Origin of the sequence: Comamonas sp. JUb58 (assembly GCF_004364775.1) — a bacterium.
GTDB lineage: Bacteria > Pseudomonadota > Gammaproteobacteria > Burkholderiales > Burkholderiaceae_C > Comamonas.
Genome location: NZ_SOAL01000026.1, coordinates 1 through 14,445, shown reverse-complemented (window position 1 = coordinate 14,445; position 14,445 = coordinate 1). Strand labels below are relative to the sequence as shown.

Genomic DNA, 14,445 nt, shown 5'->3' with positions numbered 1-14,445 from the left:
AAGCAGCAGACCGCCTCTACCACAACTGTTTGACAGTCCCATGTGACAACCCCAAAGCAGTGTCGCGTCTAAGCCCCTAAGGTTACACTTTTCTCTCGATTACGAATGGCGGCTGAACTACAATCGTAACGCCTTGTATTTGTTGACGCTGTGCGGACGGGCGCTGGCTTTCCCCAGTTGCCTAAAACCAGCGGATATGCCACAACGTCACAGAACATTCACAAACGCCACATACGATTCGTTTTTGAGCGTTTTATAAACCCCTAGGAGCATTCATGCACTTCAAGCGTTTGGTCATCGCTGCCGGTATTGCAGCCACTACCAGCCTGTCCGCCCATGCCGTCACCGAGATCCAATGGTGGCACTCCATGACCGCCGTGAACAACGAATGGGTCAACGATCTGGCCAAGGAGTTCAACGACAGCCAAAAGGAATACAAGGTTGTGCCAACCTTCAAGGGTGTGTACGACGAGTCGATGACCGCAGCGATCGCGGCCTTCCGCTCGGGCAATGCGCCCCACATCCTGCAAGTGTTTGAAGTGGGCACCGCCACGATGATGGCCTCCAAGGGCGCTACCGTGCCTGTGGGCAAGGTGATGTCGGACGCCGGCGTGTCCTTCGACCCCAAGGCCTACATCCCTGCCGTGGCCGGTTACTACACCGCCCCTAACGGCCAGATGCTGAGCTTCCCGTTCAACAGCTCGACCACCATCTTCTATTACAACAAGGACGCCTTCAAGAAGGCAGGTCTGGACGCGGAAAAGGCGCCCACCACCTGGCCTGAAGTGTTCGCTGCTGCCAAGAAGCTCAAGGAAAGCGGCCACAGCTGCCCGATGACCCTGGCATGGCAAGGCTGGACCCAGCTGGAGTCCTTCTCCACCTGGCACAACGTTGAGTTCGCGACCGAGCACAACGGCCTGTCCGCCAACGGCTACAAGGCACGCCTGAAGATCAACTCGCCGCTGCACGTCAAGCACATCGACAACCTGGCCGCTGCTGCCAAGGCCGGTGAGTTTGTCTACAAGGGCCGTGCTTCTACCGCCCAGGCTTCGTTCACCGCCGGTGAATGCGCGATGATCCAGACCTCGTCCGGTTTCTACGGTGACGTGGCCAAGAACGCCAAGTTCGCCTACGGCCTGGCACCTCTGCCTTACTACCCTGACGTCAAGGGCGCACCACAGAACACCGTGATCGGTGGCGCATCGCTGTGGGTGATGGCTGGCAAGAAGTCCGAAGAGTACAAGGGCGTGGCCAAGTTCTTCGAATTCCTGTCGCAAACCAAGGTGCAGGCCGCTTCGCACCAACGCACCGGCTACCTGCCTGTGACCATGGCAGCGTATGACCTGACCGAGAAGTCCGGCTTCTACCAAAAGAACCCTGGCACCGACACCGCCGTGACCCAGATGATCCGCAAGGTCACTGACAACTCGCGTGGTATCCGTCTGGGCAACTACGTACAGATCCGCACCATCGAGGACGAAGAACTCGAACAGGTCTGGGCTGGCAAGAAGACCGGCAAGGAAGCCCTGGACTCCATCGTGAGCCGTGGCAACGAACTGCTGGCTCGCTTCGAAAAGTCGTACAAGCCTTAATCCTTTCATCACAGGCGCCAACCCTGCACGCGTGGGGCTGGCGCAGTCGATGAACCATCGCCCGGCGGCTGCCTGCAGCCCCGGCGGTTTTTTTGTTTTTGAGCTCCATCATGGAAAAACGCGTACTTTTCCGCTCTAAATGGCTGCCCTGGGTGTTGATTGCACCGCAGTTGCTGATCATTGGCATTTTCTTTTTCTGGCCCGCTGGCCAGGCTGTGCTGCAGTCCTTCCAGATGGAAGACGCCTTCGGCATGAGCACCGAATGGGTCGGGCTGGATAACTTCCGCAACCTGTTCGCCGATCCCACCTATCTGAATTCCTTCAAGCGCACCGCCATGTTCTCGGTGTTGGTCGCAGGCGCCGGCATTGGCATCTCGCTGGTGCTGGCCATCTTTGCAGACCGCATCGTGCGCTTCGCAATGGTCTACAAGACCTTGCTGATCGTCCCCTACGCTGTTGCGCCCGTCATTGCCGGCGTGCTGTGGGTGTTTCTGTTCTCGCCCTCCATCGGCGTGGTGACCTATTACCTGGGCAAGCTGGGCTACAACTGGAACCACATGATGAATGACAACCAGGCGATGGCGCTGATCGTCATGGCCTCGGTGTGGAAGCAGATTTCCTACAACTTCCTGTTCTTCCTCGCGGGCCTGCAATCCATCCCCAAGGCGCTGATCGAAGCGGCGTCCATCGATGGTGCCGGCCCCTGGCGTCGTTTCTGGAACATCCAGCTGCCGCTGCTGTCGCCCACCACCTTCTTCCTGCTGGTGATCAACATCGTCTACGCGTTCTTCGACACCTTCGGCATCATCGATGCAGCCACACAAGGCGGCCCGGGCCAATCGACCTCGATCCTGGTCTACAAGGTCTACCAGGACGGCTTCAAGGCGCTGGATCTGGGCGGCTCTGCAGCGCAGTCGGTGATTCTGATGCTGATCGTCATTGTGCTGACCGTGGTTCAGTTCCGCTATGTTGAAAAGAAAGTGCAGTACTGATCATGGTTGACCGCAATCCCTGGCTCAATTTCTTCTCGCACGCCGTGCTGGTGCTCGGCGTGGCGATTGTGGCCTTTCCGCTGTACCTGGCTTTCATTGCATCGACCCACACGGCGGATGCCATCGTGCAGTCCCCCATGCCGCTGCTGCCTGGCGCCCACCTCTGGGAAAACTACCAGGCCGCACTGTTCGGCTCGGGCAAGCTGGGCTCCAACACCAACGTCATGCACATGATGTGGGTGAGCTTCTGGGTGGCGATGATCATCACCGTCGGCAAGATCGCCATCTCGCTGCTGTCGGCCTTTGCCATCGTCTACTTCCGCTTCCCCTTCAAGATGATCTGCTTCTGGGCGATTTTCCTCACCCTGATGCTGCCTGTTGAAGTGCGGATTCTGCCCACCTACAAGGTGGTAGCAGAACTGGGCCTGCTCAATAGCTATGCCGGTCTGACCCTGCCGCTGATCGCCTCGGCCACCGCCACCTTCCTGTTCCGCCAGTTCTTCCTGACGGTACCGGACGAGCTGGTGGAAGCCGCACGCATCGACGGCGCCGGCGCAATGCGCTTTTTCAAGGACATCCTGGTGCCGCTATCGCGCACCTCGATTGCGGCCCTGTTCGTGATCCAGTTCATCTACGGCTGGAACCAGTACCTCTGGCCTTTGCTGATGACCACGTCGGAAGACATGTACCCCGTGGTGATCGGCATCAAGCGCATGCTGGCAGGCGGCGAAGCCGCTGTGGACTGGAATATCGTGATGGCCACCGCCATCCTGGCCATGCTGCCACCGACCCTGGTGGTGATGCTGATGCAAAAGTGGTTTGTCAAAGGTCTGGTGGATACCGAAAAGTAACCCCTCGCCATCTTGTCCCTCCACCATCTTTGACCGATACAACGAAACCTTCTTATGGCTTCCATCTCTCTCAAGAACATTGTCAAACGCTACGGCACCGGCAAATCGGCCGTGCCCGTGATCCATGGCGTCAATGCCGAAATCAAGGACGGCGAATTCATCGTCCTGGTGGGGCCCTCGGGCTGCGGCAAGTCGACCCTGCTGCGCATGATTGCCGGCCTGGAAGAAATCACCGGCGGTGACCTGATGATTGGCGACAAAAACGTCAACAACCTGGAGCCCGCCAAGCGCAACATCGCCATGGTGTTCCAGAACTACGCGCTCTACCCGCACATGAGCAACTACGAGAACATGGCCTATGGCCTGAAGCTCGCCAAGGTGCCCGAGGACGAAATCAAGCGCCGCGTGGACAAGGCCGCCAAGATTCTGGAGCTGTCCCACCTGCTGGACCGCAAACCGCGCCAGCTGTCGGGCGGCCAGCGCCAGCGCGTGGCCATGGGCCGCGCCATCGTGCGCCAGCCCCAGGTCTTCCTGTTTGACGAGCCGCTGTCCAACCTGGACGCCAAGCTGCGCGGCCAGACCCGCATCGAAATCCAGAAGCTGCACGCCGAGCTGGGCATCACCAGCCTGTTCGTGACCCACGACCAGGTCGAGGCCATGACCCTGGCCCAGCGCATGATCGTGATGAACGGCGGCAATGTCGAGCAGTTCGGCACGCCCGAAGAGGTCTACCACACGCCAGCCTCGACCTTTGTGGCCGGCTTCATCGGCTCGCCGCCAATGAACCTGCTGAAGAACGCCCCCATCGGCAAGGCCGGTCAGATCCTGGGCATCCGCCCCGAGCACATCGACCTGGTGGCCTCGGGCGGCTGGGAGTTCCAGGTGGAAACCGTGGAACTGCTGGGTGCCGAACGCCTGCTGTACGGCAAGGTCGGCGGTGAAGAAGTCGTTGTGCGCGTGGAAGAAGGCGAAGCCTTCCCCAAGCCCGGCGAAGTGGCGCGCATCAGCGCCCGAGAAGACCGCCTGCACTGGTTCCACGCAGAAACCGGCAAGCGCATCTGAGCGCGGCAAGGCGATGTGCACAGCGGCCACGCCTTGGCTCCTGACCTGAACGGTTGAACACCAGCGCCCAAGTGCAGCACTTGTGGCGCTTTTCTTTTTTCTCATCGAGATTGATATGACGCTTTCTAGCAACTGGCCCTATCCACGCTGGGTGGCCCACCGCGGCGCAGGCAAGCTGGCACCCGAAAACACCATGAGCGCCTTCCGCCTGGGCGCCGCGCACGGCTACCGCATGTTTGAATGCGATGCCAAGCTCAGCCGCGATGGCGTGCTGTTTCTGATGCACGATGCCGACCTCAAGCGCACCACCAATGCCCAGGGCACGGGCAGCGATCTGGGCATGGGCGAGCTGGCCCAGCTCGATGCCGGCAGCTGGCATTCCCGCAGCCATGCGGGCGAGAACCTGCCCACCCTGGAGGCGCTGGCCCGCTGGTGCCTGGCCAACCACCTTTTTCTGAATGTCGAGATCAAGCCCACCCCCGGCCAGGAGCTGGAAACCGGCCGTGCCACCGGCGCGTTGATGAACCGCATCTGGCCGCAAACCGTGGTGCCGCCGCTCTTCACCTCGTTCAAGGCCGATTCGCTGCGTGGCGCCCGCGAAGTGGCAGCCCATATCCCACGCGGCCTGCTGGTCGACAAGCTGGCCGATGGCAGCGGCGATGCCGAGCTGCAGCTGGCGCTGGATCTGGGCTGCCAGGCACTGGTGCTCAACCATGCGCTTTGGGATGCCGCCTTGGTGGCCAAGGTCCATGCCGCTGGCCTGCGCTGCAGCAGCTACACCGTCAACGACGAATGGGCCGCGCAGCGCCTGATCGACCTGGGCACCGACGGCATCATCACCGACCGGGTGGATCTGTTCAGCCCGGCGCAGGACGGCCCGCTGCTGTAAAGCCATCGCAGCCATCATTGGCTGACCACCAGACAAAAGCCCGGCCATGCCGGGCTTTTGCTTGCGCGCAATGCGCCTCAGTCCATCTTGGTGCCCGAGGCCTTCACCGCCTCGGCCCAGCGCGGCATCTCTGCCGTCAGAAACTGCTGGAAGGCATCGGCACCGAGAAAGGCCGGGTCGGCGCCCTGCTCCACCATGCGCCCGCGCACATCGGGCATCTGCATTACCTGGCCAAAGGCGGCGCTGAGTTGGTCCACCACCGCTTTGGGCGTACCAGCGGGCGCAAGAAAGCCATAGAAGCCCACCACCTCAAAGCCCTTGAGCCCACTTTCAATCGCCGTAGGCACCTCAGGCAGCGCCGGGTTGCGCTCCTTGCTGGTGACGGCCAGCGCACGCACCTTGCCCTGCTTGTGGTAGGCAGCGGCCTGCGGAATGCTCTCGGCCATGAACTGCACCTGGCCGCCCACCAGATCGGTAAAGGCCGGTGCACTGCCCTTGTAGGGGATGTGCACCAGGTCCAGGCCGGTGGCGTTTTTGAACATCTCAGGCACCAGGTGGCTGATGCCGCCATTGCCCGCCGAGCCAAAGTTGACCTTGCCCGGGTTGGCCTTGGCATAGGCAATGAACTCCTGCAGGTTCTTGGCCGGCACCTTGTTGTTGACCAGCAAGGCCAAGGGCTGCATGGCCGTGCGCGCCACCGGCGTGAAATCGCGCAGGGTGCTGTAGGGCAACTTGGGGTAGAGCGCGGGGTTGATCACCATCACCCCGGTGTTGGCCAGCATCAGCGTATAGCCATCGGCCGGCGCCTTCATGACGTCCTGCGCGCCCACCGCGCCACCGGCACCGGGCTTGTAGTCAACGATGATGGGCTGGCCGAGCACGCCCTGGAGCTTGTCGGTCAGCAGGCGGGCATGCTGGTCCAGCGGGCCACCTGCGGGAAAGCCGATCACCACCCGCACCGGCTTGGTCGGAAAGGGCTGCTGCGCCTGGGCGGCGGCGCTGAACGCCAGCCCGGCGACCGCTGCCAGGCAGGCGTGTGCGATGTGCTTCATGGTTTGTCTCCTTGGGTTTGTTATCGGTAGAGAGGCAAGCAGCGCAAACGCAGCCTGCAAAGCCCATCATGACCGGCACACCCCGCTTCTACAACCAGCGCCTGTCTCGCATTTTTTCCGAATTGACGTTGCCGCCTTCAGGCGGTAGCTGCCGCCGCCTCGGCAGCGGGCGCGGTCTTGCGCCGCCACAGCAGCCCCAGCCAGCCCAGGCCTTGCACAACCACCAGCAGCACCAGCATGTCCAGCGCCAGCTGCGCCGCCCACAGGTGCTTGCTCATGTCGCGCACGCCTTCGCCCAGCAGCACGATGATGACCTGCGACACCACCAACAGCGCCAGCAGCAGACCGCCAACGGCCAGTGGGCGCATGCGAGCGGCTTGGCGGCAGCGGCTGGCGGCAAACAGCGCCAATGCAGCCAGCAGAAACAGCGGCGCCAGCGGCGTGATGCTGCGGTCGCGCAGCAGGGTCAGCTGCTGCAACAGATCCGTCACCGGCTTGGCGCCGCCTTCGTGGCGGTGCAGGTAGAAGTTACCGGGAAACACATGGAAGTACTGCACCGTGAAATGGCTGGGCAGCGCAAAGCGCGCCAGGCGCCACAAGGTCAGCGGGTAGTGCAGATAGGGCCGCAGCACATCGCCCTTGCCCAGCTTGGGCGCCACCGGGTAGCAATCACGGTCAATATGCTGCACCTGGGTGCCGCCGGGGCCCGAGAGCGCATTGCCCCAGGCATCGACACCGATGCAGTCCCGGCGCTCGGCCGGCACGCCCAGCCCATCGAACTGCGCGGGGCTGAGCACCATGTAGGAGCCCAGGTAGACGCCATGGTAGGCATTGAGGCTCGCATTCTTGCCGATCAACAAGGGCACCAGGCACAGCACCTGCACCGCCAGCAGCAGCTTGAGCAGGCCCTTGTCCGGCAGCATGCGCTGCCAGCGGCTGCCGGCCCAAACACACAACAGCGCCAGCAGCGGCACATAGAAATACTGCACCTTGGCCAGGCCGCAGACCAACGCCCCCAGGCCCAGGCCCAGCAGCCGGACCGCGCGGCGCGAGGCCAGCAGGCCCAGCAGCAGCAATGGCAGCGCAATCAGACAGGCGTATTCGGCATAAAACGACTGCGCCATGCCGATGTTGTGTGCCATGAAGAACACGGCCAACCAGGCCAGCGCCATGGCCGACCAGCCCAGCGCGCCGCGCTGCAGCGCCGCCGCACATTGCCAGGCCAGCACGCCGGCATAGGCCAGCAGCAGCAGCTTGGCCGCCAGCGCGGTGCGCGACAGGTCAAACAGGTGGCCCGGCATAAAGCGCTGCACCCAGCCCGCGAAGCTGAAGATGTGCGAGGCCAGCTCCGGATTGCCCGGCGTGCGGAAGGGGTGATCGGGCAGCGCCCAGTGGATGCCATCGCCCATCGGTGTCAGGTAGAGGTGGCCCACCACGCGCTGGAAATCATTGGTATCGGCAAACAGCAAGGCCTGCGAGCCCCAGACCAGGGCCACCGCAACAACCGCCACCACCAGGAAGCAGAAACAGAAAAGCCACCGGGAGCGGTGGCCAGACAAGGTCGTTGTGGTGGTCATCCCACAATTATGTCTGAATTGTAAATAAACGTATAGCTATCGTTGCAGAAATAGTAGTGGCCACCGGCCTCAACGCCGCCAGCCGCCCAGCACCGCCCATTGGCTGCTGGCTAGCGCCAGCACCAACAGCGCATAGCCCAGCAGGCTGCCGTCGCGGCCTTGCCACAGCATCGCGATGAAAAGCGCGGCGCAGCCGATCAGAAAATGCAGCGCCAGCTGGCCGTACCAGGGCAGCAAGGGCGTGGCCTTGCGTGCAAACAGCCAGCGGGCCAACACCAGCAACAGCGCCAAAAAGGCGGCTGGGGCGCAGAAGTTCAGCAGATGCCAGAGGCTGGTGGAGGCAAGCATGGAGCGGGCAGGTTGATATAAGTCAAGCTGGTACTGATACGACAAGCAATGGATTTACAGAGATTTTATAATCCGTGGCATGGCAGTTTGGGCCCTGGGCATCAACCACACAACGGCACCGGTCGACATTCGCGGCCGGTTTGCATTTGCACTCGACAAGATTGCGCCAACTTTGCAGAGTTTGCGCAGCACGATCTCGGGTGTGCATAGCCACGCCGGTGTGGAAACCGCCATCCTGTCCACCTGCAACCGCACCGAGATCTACTGCGCCGCCCAAGAGCCGGCGCTTGACCACACCCTGCGCTGGCTGGCCCAAAGCGGCGACCTGCCCGCTGAAGCGCTGAAAAACTACACCTACACCCTGCAAAACGACCTGGCCGCCCGCCACGCTTTCCGCGTCGCCAGCGGTCTGGATTCGATGGTGCTGGGCGAGGCCCAGATCCTGGGCCAGATGAAGAACGCCGTGCGCGCTGCGGAAGAAGCCGGCTCGCTGGGCACCACACTCAACCAACTGTTCCAGCGCAGCTTTGCCGTTGCCAAGGAAGTGCGCAGTGCCACCGAGATCGGCGCGCACAGCATCAGCATGGCCGCCGCTGCGGTGCGCCTGGCAGGCCAGCTGTTTGAAGACCTGACCAAGATCCGCGTGCTGTTTGTCGGCGCTGGCGAGATGATCGAGCTCTGCGCCACCCATTTCGCGGCCAAGCAGCCCGCCCACATCACGGTGGCCAACCGCACCCTGGAGCGCGGCGAAAAACTGGCGGCCCATTTTGGCGCCAGCACCATGCGCCTGGCAGACCTGCCCGACCACCTGCACGAATACGACGCCATCATCAGTTGCACTGCGTCCAGCCTTCCGATCATCGGCCTGGGCGCGGTCGAGAGTGCGCTGAAAAAACGCAAGCGCCGCCCGATCTTCATGGTGGACCTGGCCGTTCCCCGCGATATCGAGGGCGAAGTCAAGAACCTGGGCGATGTCTACCTCTACACCGTGGATGACCTGGCCCATGTGGTCAAGGCCGGCCAGGAGCAGCGCCAGGCTGCCGTGGTGCAGGCCGAAACCATCATCGATGCCGGTGTGCAGCGCTTCATGCACTGGATGGACCAGCGCGCCCCGGAAGGCGGCGCCGTGCCCTTGATCCAGCAGATCCATGCGCAGGCCGATGTCTGGCGTGCGCTGGAGATCGAGCGTGCCAAAAAGCGCCTGGCCAAGGGCGAAGACATGGACGCAGTGCTCGATGCGCTGACGCGCGGCCTGTCGCAAAAGATTCTGCACGGCACCATGGCCGAGCTGCACGCGGGCGACGCCCAGGCACGTGCCCAGACCGCGGACATGGTGTCGCGCCTGTTCCTGCGCAGCCAGCGCGGCGGTGGCAACGGCCACCAATCGGGTTTGTAGCGACGCTGCGCGGCTTGCCGCCCCTGCTCGCTCCCCGCCCCCCTCTTTTTCTCGGCCTGCCGGTTTGATCGCTGCATTTGCGGCAGCCCCGGCGCAGGCCCTGCCTACCAGACCGCCATGAAAGACTTTCTCCGCCAACAGCTGGAACGCTATGCCGAGCGCCTCAATGAGCTGAATTTTCTGCTCTCGCGCGAGGACATCATGGCCAACATGCCGCAGTTCCTCAAGCTCTCGCGGGAGCACACCGATGTCGCCGCCGTGGCCGAGCGCTATGCGCGCTACCAGCAGGTCGAGGCCGATATCGAAGGCGCCAAGGAGATGCTGGCCGACCCGGACATGGCCGACATGGCGCGCGAAGAAATCAGCAATGGCGAAGCCGAGCTGCAGCAGCTGGCCGCGCAGCTGCAACGCATGCTGCTGCCCAAGGACCCGGACGATGCCCGCCCCGCCTTTGTCGAAGTGCGGGCCGGCACTGGTGGTGATGAATCGGCGCTGTTTGCCGGGGACATCACCCGCATGTACACCCGCTACGCCGAGCGCATGGGCTGGCGGGTCGAGATCATGAGCGCCAACGAGGCCGAGCTGGGGGGCTACAAGGAAGTGGTGCTGCGCGTCGACGGCGGCGACAACGTCTACGGCACCCTGCGCTTTGAATCGGGCGGCCACCGCGTGCAGCGCGTGCCCACCACCGAAACCCAGGGCCGCATCCACACCAGCGCCTGCACGGTCGCGGTGATGCCCGAGCCCGATGAGCAGCAGGCCATCACCCTGAACCCGGCCGATCTGCGCATCGATACCTTCCGCGCCAGCGGCGCCGGCGGCCAGCACATCAACAAGACCGATTCGGCTGTGCGCATCGTCCACTTGCCGACCGGCATCGTCGCCGAATGCCAGGACGGCCGCAGCCAGCACAGCAACAAGGCCAAGGCCTTGCAGGTGCTGCAGGCCCGTATCCAGGAAAAAGAGCGCAGCGAGCGCGCCGCCAAGGAGGCCGCCATGCGCAAGGGCCTGATCGGCTCGGGCGACCGCAGCGACCGCATCCGCACCTACAACTTCCCGCAGGGCCGTGTCACCGACCACCGCATCAACCTGACCTTGTACAAGCTCAGCTTCATCATGGACGGCGACCTGAGCGAGCTGATGGAAGCGCTGCAGTCGGAACGCGAGGCCGAGTTGCTGGCCGAGCTGGAAGTCAACCAATAAGGCCAGCCATGCCCAGCCACCACCCCGGTTTTGCGTTGCGCGCTGCCTGGCGTGCGGCGGGATACATGACCCTGGCGCTGGTCGCCAGCAGCGCCTCGGCCCAGCTGGCGCGCAAGCCCTCGATGTATGAGGATGGCCGCGCAGCGCAGGAGCTGATCGCCAGGCCAGGCAGCACACCCGCGCAGGCCATGGCCAACCACAGCAGCCAGCCCTTTGCCGCCGATCTGCCCAACCAGGCCGCCTTTGACCAGCTGGCCCGCGTCTACAACGCCGGCACGCCGCTGGCCCAGCCCCATGTGATCTTTGTGGTCGACCGCCAGGCCCGGCCTGTGGCCAAGCTCTACTTCATCAACACGCCGCGTTACCAGCTGCACGACCGTTTTCTGCGCGAGCAAGGCTTGTTGCGCGGTGGCAAGGATGCGCTGAACCGCAACTACCGCGACGCGGGGCGCCGCTTTATCCTGGGCACCCTGAGCTGGCAGCCGCAGATCGAGGGCTTTGTCTATGAATTCTGGGAAGGCGACCAGCTGACCGGCAGCTTGTTGCGCGAAACCGAAGCCCAGCTGCGCAACCACTTTTTTGCGGCCGTGCAGTTCAAGGCCAATGCCAGCGCGCAAGAGCAGGTGGCGGTCGCCGCAGGCATCCCCGCGCTGACGCAAAGCACGCTGATCGGCCAGCAGACCTTTTTGCCGCTGAACCCGGGCCAGGCCGTGGGCCGCTTGCGCCTGGTAGACGATATCGACCAGGTGCATGACCTGCAGCCCAGCGACATCGTGCTGCTGCGCCAGGTGCCCATCGCGCTGCCGCCCGTGGCTGGCGTGCTGACCGAGCAACCCTCGACCATGGTGTCGCATGTCAACCTGCTGGCCAAGGGCTGGGGCGTGCCCAATGCCTATGTGCGTGATGCCAGCCAGCTGCTGGCCGCCTACAACGGCCAATGGGTGCATTTGGCGGTCAGCGCCAAGGACTACCAGCTGCGTGCCGCCACCGATGCCGAGCGCAGCCAGGCCCTGGAGCGCACAGCCATCAAGCGCAGCCTGGCGGGCGCCAGTATTCAGACCGACACGCGCAGCAGCGCGCTGCAGCCGCTGGCGGCCCTGCGCGCCAGCCACCGCCGCCAGTGCGGGGCCAAGGCCGCCAACCTGGGTGAGGTGCGGCATGCGGGCATTGCCGGGGTCCAGGTGCCCGATGGTTTTTGCCTGCCGTTTGGCGCCTATGCCAGCGCAATGCAGCGTTTTGGCCTGGCGGAAAAAGTGGCGCGCATGCAGCAGCAGCCAGGCTTTGACAGCGATGCCGCCCTGCGTCGCAGCGCCCTGGCCGCGCTGCGCGCCGAGATCGAGCAGATGCCGCTGGATGCCGCTTTTGTGAACAGCCTGCAGGCGCGCTGGACCAGCCAGTTGCAGCAGGCCGGCGTGTTTGTGCGCAGCTCCTCCAGCTCGGAGGATTTGCCCGGCTTCAGCGGTGCCGGCCTCTACACCACCGTGCCCAATGTGAAGGGCGAGGCGGCCTTGCAGGATGCCGTGCGCAAGGTCTGGGCCTCGGTCTTCAACTTTGAGGCCTGGGAGGCGCGCCGTGCCGCCGGCATTGCGCAGGACGCCGTTGCGATGGCCGTGCTGGTACAAAAGGCGGTGGACTCTGAGGCCTCGGGTGTGATGGTCACGCGCGACCCGCTGGGCCACAGCCCGCACAGCGTGTTTATCGCCGCCAAGCGCGGCATCGGCATCCGCGTGGTGGAAGGCCGGAGGGTGGCCGAGCAGGTGCTGTACTCGCGCCGCAGCAAGGCCGTGCAGGTGCTCAGCCGCTCGGCCGAGGACACCGAGCTGCGCCTGGCACCCGGCGGTGGCGTGCAGGAAGTGGCCGTCGCGCAGCGCCAGGTGCTGAGCGATGCGCTGGTCAAACGACTGGCCGATGCCGCCGCTGCGATCGAGAAGCAGTTTGGCGGCCGCACCCAGGATATTGAATGGGCGGTTGCTGGCGACCAGGTCCTGATCCTGCAATCGCGGCCCTTTGTGCAGGCCGCCAACCGCTAGCCCGCAGCACCAGCGAATCGCGCACCGACATGAATACTCCCACCCCCGACACCCCCATCACGGTCACCCAGGCGCTGGCGCAAGCCGCTGCGCTGGGCATTGCCCGCATCGATGCGCAAATGCTGCTGCTGCAGCTCTGCGGCCAGCCCACCCATGCGCGCGCCTGGCTCATCACCCATGATGGCGACTATCTGACCAGCGCGCAGACCGCGCAGTGGCAGCAATGGCTGCAGCGCCGCGCCGATGGCGAGCCGGTGGCCTATCTGACGGGCCACAAAGGCTTTTACGGACTGGACCTGGCCGTGGATGCCCGCGTGCTGGACCCGCGCCCCGACACCGAAACCCTGGTGGACTGGGCGCTGGAGCTGCTGCCCGATGCCACCCCAGGCCAGCCAGCCCTGCGCCTGGCCGACCTGGGCACCGGCAGCGGCGCGATTGCGCTAGCCTTGCAGCATGCGCGGCCTGCAGCCGAGGTCTGGGCGGTGGATGCCAGTACCGATGCACTGGCCGTTGCCCAGGCCAATGCGGCGCGCTTGCAGCTGCCGCTGCGTTTTGCGCACAGCCACTGGCTGTCGGCCCTGCAGGGCCTGTTTGATGCCATCGTCAGCAACCCGCCCTACATCCGCGACGACGACCCGCACATGCCCGCGCTGCGCCATGAGCCCCGCCAGGCACTGACCAGCGGCGCCGATGGCCTGGACGACATCCGCCATATCGTCGATACCGCTCCCGGCTATCTGCGCGAAGGCGGCTGGCTGCTGATCGAGCATGGCTGGGACCAGGCAGACGACGTGCGCGCGCTGCTGGCCCAGCGCGGTTTTGCCCAGGTGCAAAGCCGCAAGGACCTGGCTGGCATCGAGCGCGCCAGCGGCGGGCAATGGCCTTCCGTGAAATAATAGTGACCATGCCTGCGCTTGATATGCGGCCAAACGCCCGTATCTAGGCAAGCGACGACCCGATTACATTGCAACCCACACGCCCCGACGGAGCCCATCCATGAGCGATACCCAACAACGCATCGACCAGCTGGTCAAAGGCCATGACATCGTGCTGTTCATGAAGGGAACAGCCAGCTTTCCGCAATGCGGATTCTCCGGCCGTGCCATTCAGATTCTCAAAGCCAGTGGCGTGGAGACCCGTGGTCTGACCACCGTTAACGTGCTGGAAGATCCCGAGATCCGCCAAGGCATCAAGGACTACAGCCAGTGGCCCACGATCCCGCAGCTGTACGTCAAAGGCGAGTTTGTCGGCGGCTCGGACATCATGATGGAAATGTACGAATCGGGTGAGCTGCAGCAGCTGGTGGCCACGCTCTGATCGCCTAGCGCCCGCCGCTTGTCCGCCGCAGCCAGGCCGCCTTTGAACTGACCCCAAGAAGTTGGACAGTTGAATGTTAGCGGCTCAAGGCCTGAGTTCGGTACTCCACCGGGCTCAGGCCTTTTAGTTTGAGCTT

General features: G+C 63.8%; 13 protein-coding genes. 10 read left to right on the top strand and 3 right to left on the bottom strand.

All coding sequences use genetic code 11. The annotated features are described in order from the left end of the window. Positions 1-275: 275 nt before the first annotated feature. From ugpB to ugpQ, 5 genes are all read left to right on the top strand, one after another. Entirely contained in the window at positions 276-1,592 is a 1,317-nt protein-coding gene (gene ugpB, locus EDF71_RS22205; RefSeq protein WP_133858713.1) for a sn-glycerol-3-phosphate ABC transporter substrate-binding protein UgpB, read from the top strand. Between the two features lie 110 nt (positions 1,593-1,702). Then, positions 1,703-2,584: a sn-glycerol-3-phosphate ABC transporter permease UgpA gene (gene ugpA / locus EDF71_RS22200; RefSeq protein WP_133858712.1), complete on the top strand. Its 882-nt coding sequence runs from the start codon at positions 1,703-1,705 to the stop codon at positions 2,582-2,584. 2 nt (positions 2,585-2,586) lie between these two features. Further along, positions 2,587-3,435 (top strand): sn-glycerol-3-phosphate ABC transporter permease UgpE, encoded by an 849-nt coding sequence (ugpE, locus tag EDF71_RS22195; protein WP_116927066.1) that lies wholly within the window; start codon positions 2,587-2,589, stop codon positions 3,433-3,435. Positions 3,436-3,489: 54 nt separating this feature from the next. Beyond that, positions 3,490-4,497: a sn-glycerol-3-phosphate ABC transporter ATP-binding protein UgpC gene (gene ugpC / locus EDF71_RS22190; RefSeq protein ID WP_133858711.1), complete on the top strand. Its 1,008-nt coding sequence runs from the start codon at positions 3,490-3,492 to the stop codon at positions 4,495-4,497. Positions 4,498-4,612: 115 nt separating this feature from the next. After that, a complete protein-coding gene (gene ugpQ, locus EDF71_RS22185) occupies positions 4,613-5,386 on the top strand; it encodes a glycerophosphodiester phosphodiesterase (protein WP_133858710.1) in 774 nt (257 codons plus the stop codon). 77 nt (positions 5,387-5,463) lie between these two features. Here the strand turns inward: ugpQ and EDF71_RS22180 are convergent, their stop codons facing one another. The 3 genes from EDF71_RS22180 to EDF71_RS22170 all read right to left on the bottom strand — a co-directional run bounded on the left by EDF71_RS22180 (position 5,464) and on the right by EDF71_RS22170 (position 8,363). Next, a complete protein-coding gene (locus EDF71_RS22180; protein ID WP_133858709.1) occupies positions 5,464-6,438 on the bottom strand; it encodes a tripartite tricarboxylate transporter substrate binding protein in 975 nt (324 codons plus the stop codon). A gap of 137 nt (positions 6,439-6,575) precedes the next feature. Beyond that, complete coding sequence (locus EDF71_RS22175; RefSeq protein ID WP_166656617.1) at positions 6,576-7,949, bottom strand: hypothetical protein; 1,374 nt, start codon at positions 7,947-7,949, stop codon at positions 6,576-6,578. A gap of 135 nt (positions 7,950-8,084) precedes the next feature. Then, entirely contained in the window at positions 8,085-8,363 is a 279-nt protein-coding gene (locus EDF71_RS22170; protein ID WP_133858707.1) for a hypothetical protein, read from the bottom strand. Positions 8,364-8,442: 79 nt separating this feature from the next. Here EDF71_RS22170 and hemA point away from each other — a divergent pair, with 79 nt between their 5' ends. The 5 genes from hemA (at position 8,443) to grxD (ending at position 14,309) form a co-directional block, all read left to right on the top strand. Continuing rightward, positions 8,443-9,759: a glutamyl-tRNA reductase gene (gene hemA / locus EDF71_RS22165; protein ID WP_133858706.1), complete on the top strand. Its 1,317-nt coding sequence runs from the start codon at positions 8,443-8,445 to the stop codon at positions 9,757-9,759. Positions 9,760-9,876: 117 nt separating this feature from the next. Continuing rightward, the gene (gene prfA, locus EDF71_RS22160; RefSeq protein ID WP_133858705.1) at positions 9,877-10,962 is read left to right on the top strand and encodes a peptide chain release factor 1; all 1,086 of its coding nucleotides are present in this window, start codon (positions 9,877-9,879) and stop codon (positions 10,960-10,962) included. Positions 10,963-10,970: 8 nt separating this feature from the next. Continuing rightward, complete coding sequence (locus EDF71_RS22155; RefSeq protein ID WP_243854406.1) at positions 10,971-12,992, top strand: PEP/pyruvate-binding domain-containing protein; 2,022 nt, start codon at positions 10,971-10,973, stop codon at positions 12,990-12,992. 29 nt (positions 12,993-13,021) lie between these two features. Then, on the top strand, positions 13,022-13,888 hold the full coding sequence (gene prmC, locus EDF71_RS22150) for a peptide chain release factor N(5)-glutamine methyltransferase (protein ID WP_133858704.1): 867 nt from the start codon (positions 13,022-13,024) through the stop codon (positions 13,886-13,888). Positions 13,889-13,988: 100 nt separating this feature from the next. Beyond that, the gene (gene grxD, locus EDF71_RS22145) at positions 13,989-14,309 is read left to right on the top strand and encodes a Grx4 family monothiol glutaredoxin (RefSeq protein ID WP_133858703.1); all 321 of its coding nucleotides are present in this window, start codon (positions 13,989-13,991) and stop codon (positions 14,307-14,309) included. Positions 14,310-14,445: the final 136 nt, after the last annotated feature.

Bases quoted from the DNA above. Each gene is read 5' to 3' on its own strand.
- ugpB (WP_133858713.1), top strand. From the start codon at position 276: ATGCACTTCAAGCGTTTGGTCATCGCTGCCGGTATTGCAGCCACTACC.
- ugpA (WP_133858712.1), top strand. From the start codon at position 1,703: ATGGAAAAACGCGTACTTTTCCGCTCTAAATGGCTGCCCTGGGTGTTG.
- ugpE (WP_116927066.1), top strand. From the start codon at position 2,587: ATGGTTGACCGCAATCCCTGGCTCAATTTCTTCTCGCACGCCGTGCTG.
- ugpC (WP_133858711.1), top strand. From the start codon at position 3,490: ATGGCTTCCATCTCTCTCAAGAACATTGTCAAACGCTACGGCACCGGC.
- ugpQ (WP_133858710.1), top strand. From the start codon at position 4,613: ATGACGCTTTCTAGCAACTGGCCCTATCCACGCTGGGTGGCCCACCGC.
- EDF71_RS22180 (WP_133858709.1), bottom strand. From the start codon at position 6,438: ATGAAGCACATCGCACACGCCTGCCTGGCAGCGGTCGCCGGGCTGGCG.
- EDF71_RS22170 (WP_133858707.1), bottom strand. From the start codon at position 8,363: ATGCTTGCCTCCACCAGCCTCTGGCATCTGCTGAACTTCTGCGCCCCA.
- hemA (WP_133858706.1), top strand. From the start codon at position 8,443: ATGGCAGTTTGGGCCCTGGGCATCAACCACACAACGGCACCGGTCGAC.
- prfA (WP_133858705.1), top strand. From the start codon at position 9,877: ATGAAAGACTTTCTCCGCCAACAGCTGGAACGCTATGCCGAGCGCCTC.
- EDF71_RS22155 (WP_243854406.1), top strand. From the start codon at position 10,971: ATGCCCAGCCACCACCCCGGTTTTGCGTTGCGCGCTGCCTGGCGTGCG.
- prmC (WP_133858704.1), top strand. From the start codon at position 13,022: ATGAATACTCCCACCCCCGACACCCCCATCACGGTCACCCAGGCGCTG.
- grxD (WP_133858703.1), top strand. From the start codon at position 13,989: ATGAGCGATACCCAACAACGCATCGACCAGCTGGTCAAAGGCCATGAC.